The organism is Flavobacterium sp. (assembly GCF_031422135.1).
Classification (GTDB): domain Bacteria; phylum Bacteroidota; class Bacteroidia; order Flavobacteriales; family Flavobacteriaceae; genus Flavobacterium.
Map to the genome: position 1 here is coordinate 1 of NZ_JANOQD010000015.1, position 19,517 is coordinate 19,517.

The following is a 19,517-nucleotide window of genomic DNA, read 5'->3' on the forward strand; positions in this document are numbered from 1 at the left end:
CAGAAAAAATACGGTTGAAAAAGAAGGTTTATCATCAGAAGACAATGGCAAAATTGCTTCTATCAAAGTGAAATTTTCTCCAATGTTTAAAATGAACAGAGTAGGAGCAAAAAGCAGAGAAAATACTGAAGCAAAAGAATAGTTATAATTATTAATTCGTTGAAAATGGCAAGCAGGGATGGTTGCCATTTTTTTTGCTTTTTATACCGAGATATTTATTAAAAACTATTACATAAATCTATGAATATTAAAACTTTTACAAATAGTTATATAACATGCAATTAACTATGTTTTACAACCTTTATAGAAATTAATTTCTAAATAAAATCAAGATGAAAACTTCAAATAGTTTCAAAATCGCTGACGAAATGAAATTGATGACGGACAAAATGTATACCATTAAAATGTCTGACAACATTGATGCAGATTATGTTGAAATGATGATACCGCATCATGAAACTGCGGTTGTTATGGCAAAACAACAATTGCAATTTGGGAAACAAGATGTTTTATTAGAACTATCAAAAAACATTATAGATGACCAAACATTTGAAATAAACAAATTCAAAAATTGGCAAACCAAAAACTAGAAATTATGTTAGAAGTCAAAAAAGAAGGAGTTATTTTAAGTAAAACGAATAACGGTTTTGAAATCGATGGTGTTCTAAATCCAGCCGTGATTCATTATGGTGATTTTATACATATTTTTTATCGTGCGGTTGCTAAATTTAATTATTCAAGCATTGGTTATGCTAAACTAAAAACACCTTTAGAAGTAGTCGAACGATTAGATGTGCCTGTGATTTTTTCGCAATTTGAATACGAACAACACGGTGTAGAAGATCCAAGAATTGTAAGAATTGACGAAATATTTTATCTCTCTTATTGTGGTTTTGATGGCGTAAATGCACTCGGTGCCTTAGCTACTTCAACAGATTTAATCAATTGGACAAAACAAGGCGTTATTGTGCCTCAATTAATGTTTGATGAGTTCAAGCGTTTGGCAGAATCAAAAGGCGAATTAAATGAAAAATATTTACGATACAATGAACACGAAAGAATCAAGGAACGAAAAGGCAAAAAAGTTTTAATTTGGGATAAAAACGTGGTCTTTTTTCCTCGTAGAATAAATGGAAAACTGCATTTCTTACATCGAATAAAACCAGATATTCAATTAGTTTGTATACATGAATTAAGCGAACTCACACCTGATTTTTGGCAAAATTATTTATTGCATTTCAAAGACTATATAGTCATTTCGCCAAAACTCAAACACGAAATCAGCTACATTGGTGGTGGTTGTCCTCCTATTGAAACCAAAGAAGGTTGGTTGCTAATTTATCATGGAGTTCATGATACCGAAAAAGGCTATGTCTACTGTGCTTGTGTTGCTTTGTTGGATTTAGAAAATCCTCAGAAAGAATTGGCACGATTGCCTTATCCACTATTTAAACCAGAACTCGATTGGGAATTAAAAGGAGAAGTGAATAATGTTTGTTTTCCAACAGGTTCATGTGTTTTTGGTGACACACTTTATATTTATTATGGCGCAGCCGACGAGCAAATTGCTTGTGCATCAGTATCCTTATCAGAATTAATAAAAGAATTACTAGCAAATAAAAAACAAGATGAAAAATAGAACAGACATTATTAAAAACCAGGAGTTTTCACTTAACACGAATCTTAAAAACCGAAACTATTTAAATTTTAATTTTAAAAAACGGGAAACTATTTTACCTGAAATTTTATTTATTACATCTTTCCCACCACGCGAGTGCGGCATTGCCACTTATTCTCAGGATTTGATTGATGCTTTAAACACTAAATTCAAAAAATCATTCAATATTATTGTTGCTGCTTTAGAATTAGGATCAGATAAACATGATTATTCTGGTTCTGTTGAATATGTTTTAGAGACAGATAACCAAAATTCATATCTCAAATTAGCTGAAGATATTAATAAAAATAATGCTATTGAATTGGTCGTTATCGAGCACGAATTTGGTTTATTCAAAACCAATGAATCCGATTTCATAGAATTCCTAAAATCAATAAAAAAACCAATTGTTTTGGGCTTTCATACAGTTTTGCCAAATCCTAATTTAACTCTACAAAAAACGGTCTTGGAAATTGATAGTTGCGTCGATTCATTCATTGTAATGACAAAATCAGCAGCAAAATTATTAGTAGAAGATTATAAAATTAGTATTGACAAAATTAACATAATTCCACACGGAACGCATTTAGTTGAACATTCAAACAAAGATATATTAAAAGAAAAATACAATATAGCAGGACGAAAAATTATTTCCACTTTTGGATTGTTGAGCTCAGGAAAATGCATCGAAACATCGATTAATGCTTTGCAAACTATCGTTAAAGAAGAACCTAATGTATTATTTTTAGTAATAGGTAAAACGCATCCTACTGTAGTAAAAAATGAAGGTGAAATTTACCGAGAAAGTTTACAAAAAACAATCGCCGATTTACATTTAGATCACAACGTAAAATTCATCAATCAATACTTACCATTAAATGAATTGTTGGATTATTTACAGCTTACCGATATTTATTTGTTTACTTCTAAAGACAGACATCAAGCCGTTTCAGGTACTTTCTCTTATGCAATAAGTTGTGGTTGTCCAATTATTTCAACTCCTATTCCGCATGCTGTAGAAGTTTTACAAAATGGAACCGGAATAATAATCGATTTTGAAAATCCACAACAATTAGCAGAACAGGTAATTAAATTACTAAATGATAAACAATTGCGTAAAAGTATTTCGGCTAATGGAATACACAAATTAGCACCAACTGCTTGGGAAAATTCGGCAATCGCTCATGCCAAATTATTTAAAAAACAGAATGATACTATAAAGTTGCATTATTCACTTCCTGAAATTAATCTGAAACATTTCAAAAATTTAACTACTTCATTTGGTATGATTCAATTTTCAGAAATCAATCAACCCAATCTCAATTCAGGTTATACTTTAGATGATAACGCACGTGCTTTAGTAGCCATTTGCCAACATTTTGAATTAACTAAAGATGCATCTGATATAAAGTACATTCTGTTGTATTATAAATTTATTAAACATTGCTTACAATCAGAAGGTTACTTTTTAAACTATGTTGATGAAAATAGAAAATTCACCAAACAAAATAATGAAAATCTAGCCGATGCAAACGGTAGAGCCATTTGGGCACTAGGTTACCTAATTTCAATTAGTGATTTATTACCAGAAGATTTGATTTTAGATGCACAATTAACTATTCAAAAAACATTTAATTACATTGATAAAATCCATTCTCCACGAGCCATGTCATTTATTATTAAAGGAATTTATTACAGTAATAAAAACACAAAAAAACTAGTTAATACAATGTTTATTAATCATTTAGCTAATCGTTTGGTTCAAATGTTCCGACACGAATCAAAACCCAATTGGGAATGGTATGAAAGCTATTTAACCTATGGAAACAGCATCATCCCCGAAGCCATGTTGTGTGCTTATTTGCAAACAGGAGATGAAATTTACAAAGATATTGCTAAAACTTCATTTGATTTTTTACTATCAAAAATCTTTACAGAAAACACTATAAAAGTGATTTCAAATAAAGGTTGGATGCAAAGCGATTTATCAAAAAATAATGAGAAAATAGGAGGAGAACAGCCCATTGATGTGGCGTATACCATTATTGCACTAAGTTCATTTTATGAGGCATTTAATGATTTTACTTATTTACAAAAAATGGAATTGGGTTTTAGTTGGTTTTTAGGGAATAATCATTTAGAGAAAATTATTTACAATCCGTCTACTGGCGGATGCTATGACGGTTTGGAAGAAGATTACATCAATTTAAACCAAGGAGCAGAATCGACAGTCAGTTATTTGATGGCACGATTAAAAATGGAAAAAGATTTTAATCTAAAAAACAAAAAAAGTAGTTCAGAAATAAATTTTCAGAAGCCAATAGTTCAAAAAAGTAGCATTTCAATTTAAAAATAAAAAATCATGGCAATTAAAAAAATCCACACATTCACTCCAAAAAAAAGTGATGCTAAGAAAAAAATGGAAGCAGCAAACTCCAAAACTAAATCAGCAAATTCAAAACAAAGCAATAAAAGAAAGCGGAATGAATTTGGAGACGACGATTTAATTTAAAAACTAATTTTAAACACTATGGACACACCAAAACAAGATTTATACATACTAGAAGAAAATACTTTATCTTCTGCTAATTTGATGAATTTTTTAAATAAAAGATTCAACAAATCACTTAACATTTCCATTTTTATAGATGGTGAAAGTTTATTGAAAAAAATAGATACAGAAACCGCAATTGTTGTTCTGGATTACGATTTAAAAGGAGAAAGAGCAGACAAATTATTAATCGATATTAAAAAGATAAATCCAACTACCGAAGTTATAATTCTTTCTTCTGACGATGAAATCGGAACTGCTATTGATGCTTATAGAAAAGGCGCTAAAATTTTTGTTCATAAAGGCAAAAATGATTTAAAAAATATACATTCTATAGTTTATCGAATTATCTATTATCCGGTTAAAATTATCCAGCGTTTTTTTGGCTTTAAAGAACTTTTAGCCATCTTTATTGTTGAAGTGGCATATATCGGAATGTTCGTTTTTATTGGAATGTTTGTATTCTTTCGAAATTAAAATCACACTAAAAAAAATAAAAAATTATGATACCAAAAATTGGAATATCCGAAATTAATCTTCAAAAAAGCATTAATCTTTTAACCGTTGTTTTATCTGATGAAATGACGTTATACATCAAAACACGAAAATTTCATTGGAATGTTGCTGGCGAAAGTTTTATGGAATTGCATAAGTTATTCGAATCGCAATACTCAGAATTAGAGGCAATTGTAGATATCGTTGCCGAAAGAATTAACAAACTTGGAGGAAAAACCATTGGAACAATGAATGAATTTACCTTGCTTACAAGAATCATTGAACATCCAAACAAATATCCAGTACAAAAAGCAATGATCTCCGAATTATTATCGGATCATGAATTACTAATCGAAGATCTACGAAAGGACATTGATTTATGTTCTGAAGAAAATCATGATGCAGGAACTGCCGATATGCTAACTGGAATCTTACAACAACACGAATCGATAGCATGGATTTTAAGAAGATATCTCAATTAAAATAAAAACAGTATAAATCAAATGAAAAATACAACTAATGTTTCAAAATCGGAAAAATTGTTAGAGGACAAACTTTTAAAAGATATTGAATACCCAGCAACGGAAGATATTTATAATCAATTTGAAAAGGAATCTGAAATTGATCCAGAAGATACCTCAAAAAAGAAAGAAGTTATCAAAATAGCCGAAAATCCAACTTGGAACGAAAAAAACTTCAATCAAGATAAATCAGGAAACGATTTAGATGTTCCAGGATCAGAGCTCGATGACAACCAAGAAAACATTGGAAGTGAAGACGAGGAAAATAATTCGTATAGCATTGGTGGCGATAATCACAACGATTTAGAAGAAGATAATCAATAGAAAAATGAAAGTAGCCATTTTTGGAACGCAATTTTACGAACGGGAATATTTCAATAAATACAATATCGGTCAAAAACACGAATTGGTTTTTTTTGATGAAACCTTAAACATAAAAACAATCAATCTAGCGAAAGGTTTCGAGGCAGTTTGTGCTTTTGTAACCGATGCAATTGACAAAAAATGTATTAAGAAATTATCAGAATTTGGTGTAAAACTTATCGATTTACGAAGTGCAGGATACAATAATGTTGATATTGAATCGGCTAGGAATCATAATATAAAAGTTTTAAGAGTTCCGAACTATTCGCCACAAGCTGTAGCAGAACAAGCCATTGCATTGATTTTGACTTTAAATAGAAAAACGCACAAAGCTTATAATCAGGTGCGTGAAAACAATTTTTCGTTACAAAATTTAATGGGTTTTAATTTATTCGGAAAAACAATTGGAGTTGTAGGAACTGGGAAAATAGGTCGTGCATTTTGTAGTATTATGTTGGGTTTTGGATGCAAAGTAATAGCGCATGACATTAAAGAAAACGACGATTTAAAACAAAAAGGCGTTAAATACAAAGCCTTTGAAAAATTACTTTCCGAATCGGATATTATTTCTATTCACTGTCCATTAAATTCAGAAACCAATCATTTATTTGATAAAAAAGCATTTGATAAAATTAAAAAAGGAGTAATGATTATCAATACGAGTCGCGGTGCAATCATCAATACAGAAGATGCAATTGTGGCGCTAAAAAAAGAACAAATTGGATATTTAGGCATGGATGTTTATGAGAACGAAAGTAATTTGTTTTTTAGAGATTTATCGCAATCTGTTATTCAAGATGATCTTTTTGGGCGATTATTGTCGTTTAACAATGTTTTAATCACGCCTCATCAGGCATTTTTTACCAAAGAAGCAGTAACTGAAATAGCTAAAATAACAATTAAAAATTTTACTGATTTTGAAGAGAATGAAGTATTAGAAAATGAAATTAAACTTTAAAAATAAATAATCATGATACGAACAGCAAAAGCCCATTGGGAAGGAAATCTCAAAGAAGGAAAAGGAACATTATCCACGCAAAGTGGCGTTCTTGAAAACACAAATTACAGCTTTAAAACCCGCTTTGAAGAAGGAGAAAAAGGTACAAATCCAGAAGAATTATTAGCAGCAGCACATGCGGGTTGCTTTACAATGGCAGTTTCGTCAATGCTAAATGCAAAAGGGATTACAGCAAACAAACTCAACACAGAAGCCACTTTAACAATGGAAGGATTGAACATTACAACAATTCATTTAAATATTACAGGAACGATTCCTGGAATAAACGCTGAAGAGTTTGCAACCATTACCAAAGATGCAGAAAAAAACTGTTTAATTTCTAAAGTATTAAATATCCCAATAACTTCTGAAGCACACTTTGAAATTTAAAAACCAACTAAATTCTGTTTGACCATTTTCTGTTAATTTGTCAAGTTGGCCCAACGACATCTAAAACACAATGGGTTTTCCAACTTTCCGCCAGTGACCAACGAAATGGTACACGAGTTAGATAGTCTTTAATTAACGTATGAAAGATGGTTATTCAGAATTTTATTTTATAAATATTGAGAATAAATTAAAAATTAAATTAAAATGAATACTACAAAAAATTTAGACAAAACAGAAGGAATTTCCAAATTGAAGAAATTGGTAGAAACTATTACAACTTGTTTCTTTTGTACTGATATAAACAACCAAAATGGCTCTACAACTACTGTTGTGACAGCTCAAGAAGTAGATGAAGAAGGAAATATATGGTTTTTTAGCGGTTTGGATACAGATAGAAATAGAAATATTGAACTTGATAAAAAGGTTCAACTATTTTTTTCAGATACTAGTAAAAATATTTATTTAGTATTAAATGGTGAAGCAGAAATTGTAATAGATAAAATAAAAATGGAGAAATTATGGAGTCCTTTCTTGAAAATTTGGTTCAAAGATGGCGTTGTTGACACTAATATTTCGCTAATCAAAGTAAGCTCAATTGATGCCCATTATTGGGACAATGAAGGAGGGAAAATGGTCAACTTTATCAAAATGATTGCATCAGTTGTAACAGGAAAAGATTTTGTCGATGCAGTAGAAGGAAAAATTAAAATATAAACAAATGAAAATAGTAATTGTATTAACATCGCACAGCAAATTAGGAAATACAGATGATAAAACTGGTTTTTGGATAGAAGAATTTGCAACACCATATTATATATTTCAAGATGCAAGAGTCAAAATTACATTGGCTTCCCCAAATGGTGGACAACCTCCAATTGATCCCAAAAGTGATACTCCAGATAACCAAACTGAGTCAACAGTTCGTTATAAAAAAGACAAAAAATTATTAGAATTGATGGCTACTACAACCAAGTTACAAGAAATTTCAGCCACAAATTTTGATGCAGTTTTTTTTCCTGGTGGTCACGGACCATTATGGGATTTAGCCACCGATAAAAATTCCATAAAACTAATTGAAGATTTTTGGGATGCAAAAAAACCAGTAGCAACAGTTTGTCATTCGCCATCGGTTTTGTTGAATGTAAAAGATGAAGATGGCGACTATTTAGTGAAAGGTAAAAAAGTAACAGGTTTTTCTAATACGGAAGAAATCGCTGTCCAACTGGATAAAATTGTTCCTTTTTTGCTTGAAGATGAATTAAAAAAGAAAGGCGCAATGTATTCTAAAAAAGAAGATTGGACAAGTTATGTTGTAAAAGATGGATTGCTAATTACAGGTCAAAATCCTGCGTCATCGGGTGAAGTGGCAAAAGAATTGTTGAAACTTTTAAAAAATAAATAATCCATTGTGGATTATAAAGACTATTACAAAATGTAAGAAATAGATAAAAAAGCTGAAGAAGGTTTTAAATTAGTCAATGAAGCCAATGAAGTTATAGGAAATCCCGAAAAGCGATAACAATATGATGTGTTGGGCGAATACTGGAAACAAAACCAGAAAAGTAGCTATTTAGTTTATTTATAGATATTTCACTTCCAAAATCTTTAAATTTTCATCAAAAAAATACTGCCTTTGAACTCCCGTTGGTATGTTCAAATGTAGAATTTTTACTTGGCTTATGTTTTCCAAATACATCACCAAAGCACGCAAACTATTACCATGAGCCACAATTAAAACATTTTTATTGCCTTTTAATTTTGGTTCAATTTCTTGTTTATAATACGGAATTGTTCTGTTGTAAGTATCTTCTAAACTTTCGCCATCAGGTGGTCGAATAGCATAACTTCTTCGCCAAATTTCGACTTGTTTCAAACCATATTTAGAAATGGTTTCATCTTTATTTAAACCCTGTAAACTGCCATAATTTCTTTCGTTTAAAGCTTTGCTTTCTATAACTTTAATGTTAGTTTGATGAATTTCTTCAAGAATAATTCGCAAACTTTCTTGGGCTCTTTTTAAAGTTGAAGTATACCCAAAATCGAATCGAATATTCATTAATTTCTTTCCTGTCAATTCGGCTTCTTGTATGCCAAATTTTGTCAAGCCAATGTCCAAACTTCCCGTAAATCGATTTTCTAAATTATAAATCGATTGTCCATGACGAACTAAAATGAGGTTTGCCATGATTTGATATTTTAATAATTCAAACTTGCTCCAAAACCTATTCCCATATCACTGTCGTAATGCGTTGTTACGCCAAAGTTTCTTTTGATAATATATCTAAATCCTGCCATGTATTCTTTATCGGTATTCCACATTAAGTTCATTCGCAAGCGTTTAGAAACTGGAATGTCCATTCGTTCAAATTGCAATCTGAAATTTCCATCGGTAAAAACTTCAGCTTGTACTTTTATAAGCATTGGTAAAGTGTATTCTAATCCGGTACTAAAAACGGCTCGATTGTCTTTGGTGTTGGATTGATTGAATAGATTTTTCTCCATTTCGCCATCCAATTTTCGGTAACGCCAATCGAAACCTACAAACGGCATAATCCATTGCATTTTACCGAGATATCTTCCAATATGAGTTTCAGTTTCATAACCGTGATGATCGGTATAACCCAATCGCCATTCGGTTCCTATGCTCCAACGTGTATTTCCAAATAGTATCATTCCGTCATTTCCATTGGTTGCAAAATCATTTTCGCCCATAAAATGAAATTTTCGGTCTTCGCCAAATAATTTTCGTTGTGCCAATTTTGTATTTGGAATTAATGGATTGGGAACTTGATTTTCATAAGTAAAAACTCTGCCCATTCCAGCCATCATATGGTACAAAATATGACAATGAAAAAACCAATCGCCTTCAACATTGGCGTTGAACTCTATAACATCGGTTTCCATAGGCATAATATCGATGGTATTTTTGAGAGGTGCATAGTCGCCTTGTCCGTTGATTATTCTAAAATCATGACCGTGCAAGTGCATTGGGTGTCGCATCATCGAACCATTATACAAAGTAATTCTAACATTTTCACCTTTTTTAATTAAAATTTTATCAGTTTCGGAAATTACTTTGTTGTCTAAACTCCAAACGTAGCGGTTCATGTTTCCAGACAATTCAAATTTTAATTCCTTTACAGGTGCATCTTTTGGAAGATTGGTTTTAAAAGGCGATTTTAACATTGCGTAGTTTAAAGTTGTGATTTCAGAAAGTTCATTGCTGTTATAATTGTTTTCAGACATATTCATATCACTCCTATTGTGTTTAGAATGATCCATTTTTTTATCATCGCTTTTTTCTATTTTCTCTTCTCTATTTTCTTTTTTTTCCTCGCCAGTGATTTCGGGATACATTACCACATTCATATCCATTTGGTTGTAGGACATACTCATTCCCATATCGTCTAGATCACCATTCATTTTCATCATATCGTTCATCATTTTCATACCTTCAAAATATTTTAATTTTGGCAAAGGCGAAACCAATTGTTTGATACCTTCTCCAATATATAATGAGGCCGACTTTGTTCGGTCTTCGGAAGTTACCAAAAATTCGTAAGCGGTTTTGTCGGCAGGAATGGTTACAATAATATCATACGTTTCAGAAACTGCCACGATTAATCTATCGACTTCTACAGGTTCTACATCGTTACCATCATTAGCAACAACAGTAATTTTTCCGCCTGCATAATTTAGCCAGAAATAGGTTGATGCACCACCATTTGAAATTCGCAAACGTACTTTGTCCAACGCCTTATAAGGTGTAGCTTGTAATTGCGATAATTGGTTTTCGTTCTTACCGTTGATTAGAAATTTATTGTAATACACATCGCTTACGTCCATTGCATTCATTCGTTTCCATTCGTTGGCAATTTTTGTTTTGAAATGTCCAGCACGGATTGCTTCGGCATAACTTTGGGTAGTTCCTTTTTGAATGGCAAACCAATCGGTTGCGTTGTGTAGCATTCGGTGTACATTATCAGGATTTACGTCTGTCCATTCGCTTAAAATTATTGGAACAGTTGGTAAATCGTCAATACCTTTACGGAAAGTTTCGTCTTCTGATTTTTTATTCAAAATCATAGAACCATACATTCCGATTTGCTCTTGTAAACCCGAATGGCTGTGATACCAATGTGTGCCGTTTTGAATTATTGGGAATGAATATTTGTGTGTTGTACCAGGTTTAATTGGCATTTGGGTTAAGTAAGGAACGCCATCCTCTTTATTGGGCAACATCAATCCGTGCCAATGTAATGATGTGCTTTCTTTTAACTCATTATGTACATAAATTTCTGCAATATCGCCTTCAGTAAATGTTAATGTTGGCATCGGAATTTGTCCGTTTACTGCTATGGCGTGTTTTGGTTTATCGCCAAAAGTTACTATTGTATCTCGCACATAAAGGTCGTAACGAACTGTTTTAGAAATTGTTTCATTTATTACTGATTTCTTTTTTGTTTTTTCTTTGATTAAAGTCATTCCACAAATCGGACAATTTCCAGGTTTGCTTTCGTGAATTTGTGGATGCATTATACATGTATAAAACGTTTGTTTCGTTCTGTTTTGTGCAACTACAAAATGATTAATAGAAAATATAAATACTATAATTAATAATTTTAATTTCATTACATTTTTTTTTTAATAAATTATCATCAATTTTTTAAAATTGATGATAATTTACTTTAAGAATAATTAATACTGATAAATAATTGGTAATAAATCTATAAGAGTTTATTATGTTTTTTTAACTAAATTCATTCCACATTTTGGACATTTACCTGGTTTATCACTTGTTACTTCTGGATGCATAGGACAGCTATAATTCATAACTGCCATTTTTTTCATTTTTTTAGTTTCCATTTTTTTCATTTTATCGTTACACATTTTTCCACTCATTTCCATACAATCACCATTTTTCATTTGCATTTTTGTACCATCTTTCATGGTGCATTCACCATTAGTCATGCAAGTTGTACCATTTTTCATGACCATGTCTTTGTTCATTGGCATTGTTTTACCGTTTTTCATAACCATCATTTTGCCGTCTTTCATCATACAACAATCTTTCATCATTGCATGCTTTTTGGTTGTTTGTGCATTGACATGTAACGAAATTACCATCAAAAACAAAGTTAAAAATGAAGCCATTTTTGCAGAAATCAATCTTTGTGTTCTCATACTATATTTATTTTGATTTTCTTCAGGTCTGCTGTTACCCAGTCTTCAGTCTTGCTGTTGCCCAATTTAATTTCTAAAGTTTCAAATTCCTCAATCGTAAAGCATTTACAATCACAGAAACCGAACTAAAACTCATTGCCAATGCCGCAATCATAGGCGATAGTAAAATTCCAAAAAATGGATATAAAAGGCCAGATGCAATGTGTACTCCTAAAACATTATAAAAGAAAGCAAAGAATAAATTTTGTTTGATGTTTCCCATCACAGCATGGCTCAAATTCTTGGCTTTTACAATGCCCTGTAAATCACCTTTAACTAATGTGATTTTGGCGTTTTCAATGGCAACATCAGTTCCTGTTCCCATGGCAATTCCAATATCGGCTTGTGCTAGAGCAGGCGCATCATTTATGCCGTCTCCAGCCATAGCTACAATTTTTCCTTCGGCTTGTAAACGTTTGATTTCGTTTAATTTGTCTTCAGGCAAGCAACCTGCTTTATAGGATGTTAAATGTAATTCATCTGCAACTGCTTTGGCTGTATTTACATTATCTCCAGTCAACATAATGACTTCAACGCCTTGTCGAATTAATTCTTTAATTGCATCTTTGCTAGATGTTTTTATGGCATCGGAAATGGATACAAAGCCTACAGCAATCCCATCAATAGCAATGTATGAAACGGTTTTGCCTAGTTTTTGTTCTTCAATAATTTTGTTTTCTAAATCGTCAGAAATTGTGGCTTTGACTTGTTCCATTAGTTTTTTATTGCCTAATGCCACTTTTTTATTAGACACAGTTCCTGTAACTCCTTTTCCTGCAACGGCTTCAAAATCTTTTACTTTTGTTAATGAAATGGTTTTTGATTTAGCAAAATTCACCACTGCCTGCGCTAGTGGATGTTCGCTATATTGATTTAAGGAGGCGATGTTTTGTAACAAATTATCTTCTTCACTGTTTGAGGAATAAATTTTCTCAACGGATGGTTTTCCTTCCGTAATCGTTCCTGTTTTATCAGTTATAAGAACATTTACTTTGTTCATGTTCTCTAAGGCTTCGGCATTTTTTATCAAAACACCCAATTGCGCTCCTTTACCAACGCCAACCATTACCGACATGGGTGTTGCCAAACCCAATGCACACGGACAAGCAATAATTAAAACGGCAATGGCATTGATAAAACCGTAAACCAATGCGGGTTCTGGACCAAATTTTGCCCAAACTAAAAAAGTAATGATTGAAATAATCACTACAATTGGCACAAAGTACATGGCAATACTATCAGCCAATTTTTGGATTGGTGCTTTCGATCGGCTGGCATCATTGACCATTTGTACAATTTGAGAAAGTAAGGTTTCTGAACCTACTTTTTCAGCCACCATCAGAAACGATTTGTTGCCGTTTATAGTTCCTGCGATTACGTTGTCTTCTTTCTTTTTGTCCACAGGAATCGGTTCGCCAGTTATCATTGACTCGTCGATGCTACTTTCGCCATCAGTTATTTTTCCATCAACTGGAATTTTGTCACCAGGTTTTACAAGTAATATATCATTTTTTTTAATATCGTGAATAGAAATTACTTTATCGTTCCCATCAACTACCAAAATCGCTTCGGTTGGAGCGAGTTTTAATAATTCTTTAATAGCGCCACTGGTTTGGCTGTGTGCTTTGGCTTCAAGCAATTGTCCCAATAAGACCAAGGTTAGAATTACTGCTGTGGCTTCAAAATATAATAAAACTGCTCCAGTTTCTGTTTTGAATTCGTTAGGAAAAATATTAGGAAAAAACATACCGACTAAACTGAATAAGAAAGCAACTCCTGTTCCAATTCCAATAAGCGTAAACATATTCAAATTCCATGTTATAATCGATTTCCATGCTCGAACAAAAAACATCCAACAGGCATAAAAAACTACTGGAAGCGTAAGAATTAATTGTACCCAATTCCATTTTGAAGCGTCCATTATTTTGAGTAACGGATTATTTTGAATCATTTCTATCATTGCAATAGCAAAAACTGGAACTGTAAAAATAACTGCCACTTTCATTTTTTGGACCAAATCTTTATAGGTTTTTTGGTCTTCAGAATCACTCGGATTCATTGGAACCAAATCCATTCCACAAATAGGACATGAACCAGATTGATCTTTAATAATTTCAGGATGCATTGGACAAGTAAACAAGGTTTTAGCAACGATTGTAGGTGTCATAGATATTTTGATGTGTTAAGTAACATTTAAAACAAAAGATGTATTTCGCACACACAAAAGTATTGATGCTTTTAGGATGAATTATTACAGATTAATTAGTTTAAGTTATATAATTCACAGTAAATTATAGTCAAATTAAATTATTTATTTTTCAGTAGATGAAGTGAAGAAATTCAAACATTTAAATTGAATTGAAAGGTGTGAATTATAAAACATTTCAGATGTTTTATATAACAAATAATCACTTTTTGATTGCCAAATTTGTGTAGTTATAAATTTAAAAGATTAAAATAAAATGTATACCATTTCAATTATTTCATCTAGCATTAGAACGGGTCGAAAAAGTCACAATGTAGCCTTGTATTTTCAAAAATATTTGTCTGATCATTTTTCGGCAAACGTAGAAATTCTCGATTTAAAAAGTTACAATTTTCCGCTCTTTGAAGCACCTTTGAAATACCAAAAATCACCAAGCTTAGACGTATTGGAATTTAAAAACAAAATTATCGCTTCCGATGGAGTGATTATCGTTTCACCAGAATACAACGGAAGCTTTCCTGCAAGTTTAAAAAATGTAATCGATCTTTTATATGAAGAATGGCATCGAAAACCGGTAGCTTTTTCTACTGTTTCTTCAGGTGATTTTGGAGGTTTACAAGCTTTAACGCAATTACAATTTATATTTTGGAAAATAAGAGCTTGGACATTTACAGCTAATTTTCCAGTAGCAAAAGTTCAAGATAAGTTTGACGATTATGGTGTTCCAACAAATAAACAAGAAACCGATGATTTTGCAAAACTGTTTATCGATGAATTTTTTGAATGCATTAAATCAAGTAAAAAATAATTTAATGAGCAATATCCTAAAACTATCCGTACTCTTTTTATTGATTTTTGGATGCAAAAAAGAAGAATCTATCACTTCAAATGTGATTCAGAAACATGATTCTACAGCTATTTTTTTTGACGAATCATCTATCAATTCTTTTTTTGTAACTAATCCTCAAAACGAAACTATAAAAAAAGATGTAATGCTGTTTTACAAAAATCGGAACTTAGAATATGCTTGGTTCAATAAAAAAGGAATGAAACAATCCGTTCCAAATTTTTACAATCAATTGGTTAATTATAGTACTGATTTTGATGATAATAGTTTCAATAATGTACAATTAGACACTTTAATCACTTTATTGAAAACACAAAAGAGTGATTTTAAAACAGAATTTAAACAAATCGAAAATTTAGAGTTATTGCTCACAACAACCTTTTTTAAATATTCTAATAAAGCTTTTGGAGGCATTAATAAAACGCCTCATCAACTAGATTGGTATATTCCGCGAACCAAAAAAAATTATCTAGTTGTATTGGATTCATTAATTCTTAAAGATAAAAACGAGGCAATTTATGAACCTGTAAATCTATACTATTCTAAACTAAAAGAAAAACTTCGATTGTATCGAGATATTCAGAAAAAAGGTGGTTTTCCGATAATTAAAATGAAGGAAGAATTTCTTTTTAAAAATGAATCTGATTCTGTTTTGATTCAAGTTAAACAAAGACTTTTTTTATCGGGTGATTTAAGTAAAAATGACAATAACGTATTGTATACTATGGAATTATCCAATGCAATTTCTAATTTTCAGCAACGAGTTGGTTTACCTGAAAACGGAAAATTAGACTTCAAAACAATTGCCGAAATGAATAAAACAGTTGATTTTCGAATAAAACAGATTATAATCAATTTAGAGCGTTTGCGTTGGGTTCCTGTTGAAGTTGAGAATGATCATATTTTGGTGAACATTCCAGAATATAAACTGCATGTTTTTGAAAACAAAAAACTGATTTGGGAAACCAATGTTGTTGTAGGAAAAGAAGCAAAGCAAACAGTTATTTTTAAAGGAAAAATAGCAACTGTTGTGCTTAATCCATATTGGAATATTCCAAATAGCATTATTAATAACGAAATTTTGCCAAAACTAAAACGCAATTCCATTTATTTAAGTAGAAATAATATGGAAGTAGTTGCGGGAAATAAAGTAATTAACGCTTCTAAAATAAATTGGAAAAAGTATTCAAAAAACATTCCTTTTGAAATTCGTCAAAAACCTGGAAAAGATAATTCATTAGGAAAAATGAAATTTCTTTTTCCTAATGGATATAATATCTATTTACACGATACGCCAGCAAAAGAACTTTTTAGTCAAAGCAAAAGAGATTTTAGTCATGGTTGCATTCGAGTTGAAAATCCTAAAAAGTTAGCCATGTATTTACTTCAAAAAGATAAAACTTGGAATCAAATAAAAGTAGATTCTGTTTTGCAAACGAATGAAGAAACTAAAATAACAATACATCCAACAATACCAGTTTACATTGTTTATTTCACAGCTTGGGTTGACAGTAAAGGAAATTTGAATTTCAGAAACGATATTTACAATTTAGATGAGGAATTAGCAAAAGAGATTTTTGTTGATTGATTTCAATCATAATTTAAGTTTAAAAAATTAAAAAGTAGGAAATATGAATAAGATAGTAGTAGCCACCGATTTTTCTGTCAATTCCAAAAAAGGGATTCTTTTTGCATTGCAACTGGCATCGCAAACCAATTGTGAACTGATTTTTTATAATGTTGTCACCATTTTTAGACCTACAATTTGGGACAATGTCTATTACGAACAGTTTGAATATGATGAGCTTGAAAGAAGTCAGCAATTTATCGAAAAGTTTGTTGCTACTATTCTTCATAAAGCTAATTTTTCAAAAATAAATTACAAATGTGTTTGCGAAGTCGGAATGATTGCTGGTAATCAGATCATTGCGTATGCAAAAACAATCAATGCAAAATACATTTGTGTAAGTACGGTTGGTGCTGGAAAACTAGATCAATTATTCGGTACAACCGCTTCTGAATTGATAACTTTTTCGTCAATACCAGTAATTATTGTTCCTAAAAATTACCGTATAAATGCAATTAAATCAATGTTTTTTGCATCCGATTTTAAGTATTTTGAAGAAGAATTAAAAAAAATTGAAGGTTTTTTGAGCCCAATAAAAGTAAAATTAGACATATACCATTATGACTATAAATCAATTCTGGCTGTTTATAAAAATAAATTTGATAAAATACGAGAAAAGCATCAATCAAAAAATATAACATTTAATTATAAAAAATTAGATTCTGGAACTTCACTTTTAGATCATATAGAAAAAGACATTTCTCGAGCAAAACCTTCTATTGTAGTTCTTTTCACAAAACAAAATCGCAATTGGTTCAACCGTTTGTTTCTATCGAGTTTATCTGCGGAGTTGGCATTTGATACCAAAACGCCAATGTTGGTTTTTAAGAAACATAATATATGAATTTTGAAACTTATTTAAAAATTTATATAACAAAGTAAACGTCTAATTTATTGAATTTTACCATTATAAAATAACATTAATTTTAAATCAAAAATAAAATGGAAATCGAAAAAACTATTGAAGTTTTAAATACCCTAATCGTAATTAATAACGACCGAATAGAAGGATACAAAACAGCAGAAGCAGAAGCTCAAGAAACCGATTTAAAAATGCTTTTTTCAGATATGATGGAAACAAGTGTGCAAAACCGAAAAGAATTGGTTGCAGAAGTTACAAGTCTTGGAGGAACTCCCGATGAAGGAACAAGAGTTACAGGAAAATTTTTTAGAGTTTGGATGGATGTAAAAGCTGCATTTACTGGAAACGACCGAAAAGCAATATTAAATTCATGCGAATATGGCGAAGATGTGATACTCGAAACCTACAAAAAAGTATTGATTGAAAATCATCAAGATACCAACTCCAAAGAGCAAGATATGTTAAACAAACATTATGTATTATTGAAATCAGATCATGATAAAGTAAAGCAATTAAGAGATTTAATTGAAAAGCAAAAAAATTAATATACAGATCAATATTATTTAGTCAAGAGAAGAAAATTTCACCAAATCTATAATTTTGGTACTAACAAATAAAATTGATATTCTATGCCTACACGATTTCAATAATCGTGTAGGTTTTTTAATTTATGAATCAACATGATGTGTGAATTTTGCAACTTTTGTGTAAAGTTATATAATAATTTAACTATCTGATATAACGAATTTTACTATATCAAAACAACTAAAAGAAACTGAGTTACAATGGATACATCAAAAACAATCGAAGCTTTTAATTCACTTATAGTCATTAATAATGACCGAATTGAAGGATACCGAACCGCTTCTGAAACTATTGAAGATGAAGAGTTACAATTATTCTTTTCTAACTTAAGTAAAACTAGTGTTGAATGTAAAAAAGAGCTTATAGAGGAAGTTGAAAGACTTGGCGGAACAGCAGATAAAGGAACAAGAACAGCAGGAAAATTTTTTAGAGCTTGGATGGAAATTAAAGCCATACTTTCTGGAAATAATAAAAGAGCCATTTTAAATTCGTGCGAATGTGGCGAAGAAGCAGCTCTCGAATCGTATAAAAATGTTTTAATTCAAGATGTTCATGAAATCAATTCGTACGAACAAAATTTATTAAATAAACAATATGCCTTGTTAAAATTAGATCACAGTAAAGTAAAACTAATGCAAAATGTTCTTAGAGCAGAAAGCCGAAGTAACAATTAAAAAAATCAATGTTGTTTAGTCAAGAGAAGAAGTTCCTCACCAAAATAGTAAGTTTTGGTACTAACAAATGACATTGATTACTTTTAAAAACAACACTATTTCCGCGATTTTGCAGGTTTATTTTAATTACAAAATAAAATTTATGGAAACAACTACACTATCAAATAATTGGAAATTAGCAATTTGTATTTTAATTTGTCAAGTAACTGGAATAATTTCAGGACTATTGACTACTACTCAAAATAATACATGGTATGAAACTATTATTAAACCATCATGGAATCCGCCAGGTTATTTATTTGGACCAGTTTGGACAGTTTTATATCTCTTAATGGCAATTTCGCTTTGGATAATTTGGAAAAGTGATACAGTTGAGAAACAAAAAATGGAGGCATGTCTAATTTTTGCTTCACAACTATTTTTAAATTTTTGGTGGACTATTTTATTTTTCAAATTTCATTCTCCAGTAGTTGCTTTTATAGAAATAATAGTAATGATTGTACTTATTTTCATTACCAT

Annotated in this window: 21 protein-coding genes; 17 read left to right on the plus strand and 4 right to left on the minus strand. The window is 31.0% G+C overall.

The genetic code is table 11. From position 1 onward, the window contains the following. Window positions 1–332 precede the first annotated feature (332 nt). The 11 genes from RMO70_RS02780 to RMO70_RS02830 all read left to right on the plus strand — a co-directional run bounded on the left by RMO70_RS02780 (window position 333) and on the right by RMO70_RS02830 (window position 8,376). Window positions 333–590, plus strand: a complete 258-nt coding sequence (locus RMO70_RS02780) for a DUF305 domain-containing protein (protein WP_310554902.1) — start codon at window positions 333–335, stop codon at window positions 588–590. Continuing rightward, window positions 572–1,639: a pesticidal protein Cry7Aa gene (locus RMO70_RS02785; RefSeq protein ID WP_310554903.1), complete on the plus strand. Its 1,068-nt coding sequence runs from the start codon at window positions 572–574 to the stop codon at window positions 1,637–1,639. The genes RMO70_RS02780 and RMO70_RS02785 overlap by 19 nt, the downstream gene beginning before the upstream one ends. Beyond that, window positions 1,629–4,007: a glycosyltransferase gene (locus tag RMO70_RS02790; protein WP_310554904.1), complete on the plus strand. Its 2,379-nt coding sequence runs from the start codon at window positions 1,629–1,631 to the stop codon at window positions 4,005–4,007. The genes RMO70_RS02785 and RMO70_RS02790 overlap by 11 nt, the downstream gene beginning before the upstream one ends. A gap of 12 nt (window positions 4,008–4,019) precedes the next feature. Next, complete coding sequence (locus tag RMO70_RS02795; protein WP_310554905.1) at window positions 4,020–4,169, plus strand: hypothetical protein; 150 nt, start codon at window positions 4,020–4,022, stop codon at window positions 4,167–4,169. 18 nt (window positions 4,170–4,187) lie between these two features. Next, window positions 4,188–4,685 carry a response regulator gene (locus tag RMO70_RS02800; protein WP_310554906.1) on the plus strand — a complete coding sequence of 166 codons (498 nt, stop codon included), beginning with the start codon at window positions 4,188–4,190 and terminating at the stop codon, window positions 4,683–4,685. Window positions 4,686–4,711: 26 nt separating this feature from the next. Continuing rightward, entirely contained in the window at window positions 4,712–5,185 is a 474-nt protein-coding gene (locus RMO70_RS02805; protein WP_310554907.1) for a DNA starvation/stationary phase protection protein, read from the plus strand. A gap of 21 nt (window positions 5,186–5,206) precedes the next feature. Next, window positions 5,207–5,548 (plus strand): hypothetical protein, encoded by a 342-nt coding sequence (locus RMO70_RS02810; protein ID WP_310554908.1) that lies wholly within the window; start codon window positions 5,207–5,209, stop codon window positions 5,546–5,548. A gap of 4 nt (window positions 5,549–5,552) precedes the next feature. After that, window positions 5,553–6,545, plus strand: a complete 993-nt coding sequence (locus RMO70_RS02815; protein ID WP_310554909.1) for a 2-hydroxyacid dehydrogenase — start codon at window positions 5,553–5,555, stop codon at window positions 6,543–6,545. A 12-nt stretch (window positions 6,546–6,557) separates the two neighbouring features. Further along, window positions 6,558–6,974, plus strand: a complete 417-nt coding sequence (locus tag RMO70_RS02820) for an OsmC family protein (protein WP_310554910.1) — start codon at window positions 6,558–6,560, stop codon at window positions 6,972–6,974. Between the two features lie 204 nt (window positions 6,975–7,178). Next, window positions 7,179–7,688 carry a pyridoxamine 5'-phosphate oxidase family protein gene (locus tag RMO70_RS02825; RefSeq protein ID WP_310554911.1) on the plus strand — a complete coding sequence of 170 codons (510 nt, stop codon included), beginning with the start codon at window positions 7,179–7,181 and terminating at the stop codon, window positions 7,686–7,688. Window positions 7,689–7,692: 4 nt separating this feature from the next. After that, on the plus strand, window positions 7,693–8,376 hold the full coding sequence (locus RMO70_RS02830) for a type 1 glutamine amidotransferase domain-containing protein (RefSeq protein ID WP_310554912.1): 684 nt from the start codon (window positions 7,693–7,695) through the stop codon (window positions 8,374–8,376). Between the two features lie 177 nt (window positions 8,377–8,553). Here the strand turns inward: RMO70_RS02830 and RMO70_RS02835 are convergent, their stop codons facing one another. From RMO70_RS02835 to RMO70_RS02850, 4 genes are all read right to left on the minus strand, one after another. Then, the gene (locus RMO70_RS02835) at window positions 8,554–9,159 is read right to left on the minus strand and encodes a 2,3-bisphosphoglycerate-dependent phosphoglycerate mutase (protein WP_310554913.1); all 606 of its coding nucleotides are present in this window, start codon (window positions 9,157–9,159) and stop codon (window positions 8,554–8,556) included. An 11-nt stretch (window positions 9,160–9,170) separates the two neighbouring features. Further along, the gene (locus RMO70_RS02840) at window positions 9,171–11,606 is read right to left on the minus strand and encodes a multicopper oxidase domain-containing protein (protein ID WP_310554914.1); all 2,436 of its coding nucleotides are present in this window, start codon (window positions 11,604–11,606) and stop codon (window positions 9,171–9,173) included. Between the two features lie 108 nt (window positions 11,607–11,714). After that, window positions 11,715–12,158 carry a DUF6799 domain-containing protein gene (locus RMO70_RS02845; RefSeq protein WP_310554915.1) on the minus strand — a complete coding sequence of 148 codons (444 nt, stop codon included), beginning with the start codon at window positions 12,156–12,158 and terminating at the stop codon, window positions 11,715–11,717. Window positions 12,159–12,231: 73 nt separating this feature from the next. Continuing rightward, window positions 12,232–14,364, minus strand: coding sequence for a copper-translocating P-type ATPase (locus RMO70_RS02850; RefSeq protein ID WP_310554916.1), 2,133 nt, complete (start codon window positions 14,362–14,364; stop codon window positions 12,232–12,234). Window positions 14,365–14,659: 295 nt separating this feature from the next. On the opposite strand from RMO70_RS02850, the gene RMO70_RS02855 reads away from it, so the two are divergent. The 6 genes from RMO70_RS02855 to RMO70_RS02880 all read left to right on the plus strand — a co-directional run. Next, a complete protein-coding gene (locus tag RMO70_RS02855) occupies window positions 14,660–15,211 on the plus strand; it encodes an NAD(P)H-dependent oxidoreductase (RefSeq protein WP_310554917.1) in 552 nt (183 codons plus the stop codon). A gap of 4 nt (window positions 15,212–15,215) precedes the next feature. Further along, window positions 15,216–16,838, plus strand: coding sequence for a L,D-transpeptidase family protein (locus RMO70_RS02860; RefSeq protein WP_310554918.1), 1,623 nt, complete (start codon window positions 15,216–15,218; stop codon window positions 16,836–16,838). Window positions 16,839–16,881: 43 nt separating this feature from the next. Then, window positions 16,882–17,721, plus strand: a complete 840-nt coding sequence (locus RMO70_RS02865) for a universal stress protein (protein ID WP_310554919.1) — start codon at window positions 16,882–16,884, stop codon at window positions 17,719–17,721. Window positions 17,722–17,819: 98 nt separating this feature from the next. Further along, window positions 17,820–18,284 carry a PA2169 family four-helix-bundle protein gene (locus tag RMO70_RS02870; RefSeq protein WP_310554920.1) on the plus strand — a complete coding sequence of 155 codons (465 nt, stop codon included), beginning with the start codon at window positions 17,820–17,822 and terminating at the stop codon, window positions 18,282–18,284. Window positions 18,285–18,524: 240 nt separating this feature from the next. Then, on the plus strand, window positions 18,525–18,998 hold the full coding sequence (locus RMO70_RS02875; RefSeq protein ID WP_310554921.1) for a PA2169 family four-helix-bundle protein: 474 nt from the start codon (window positions 18,525–18,527) through the stop codon (window positions 18,996–18,998). A gap of 142 nt (window positions 18,999–19,140) precedes the next feature. Further along, on the plus strand, window positions 19,141–19,517 hold a 377-nt coding region (locus RMO70_RS02880), incomplete at its 3' end, for a TspO/MBR family protein (RefSeq protein WP_310554922.1).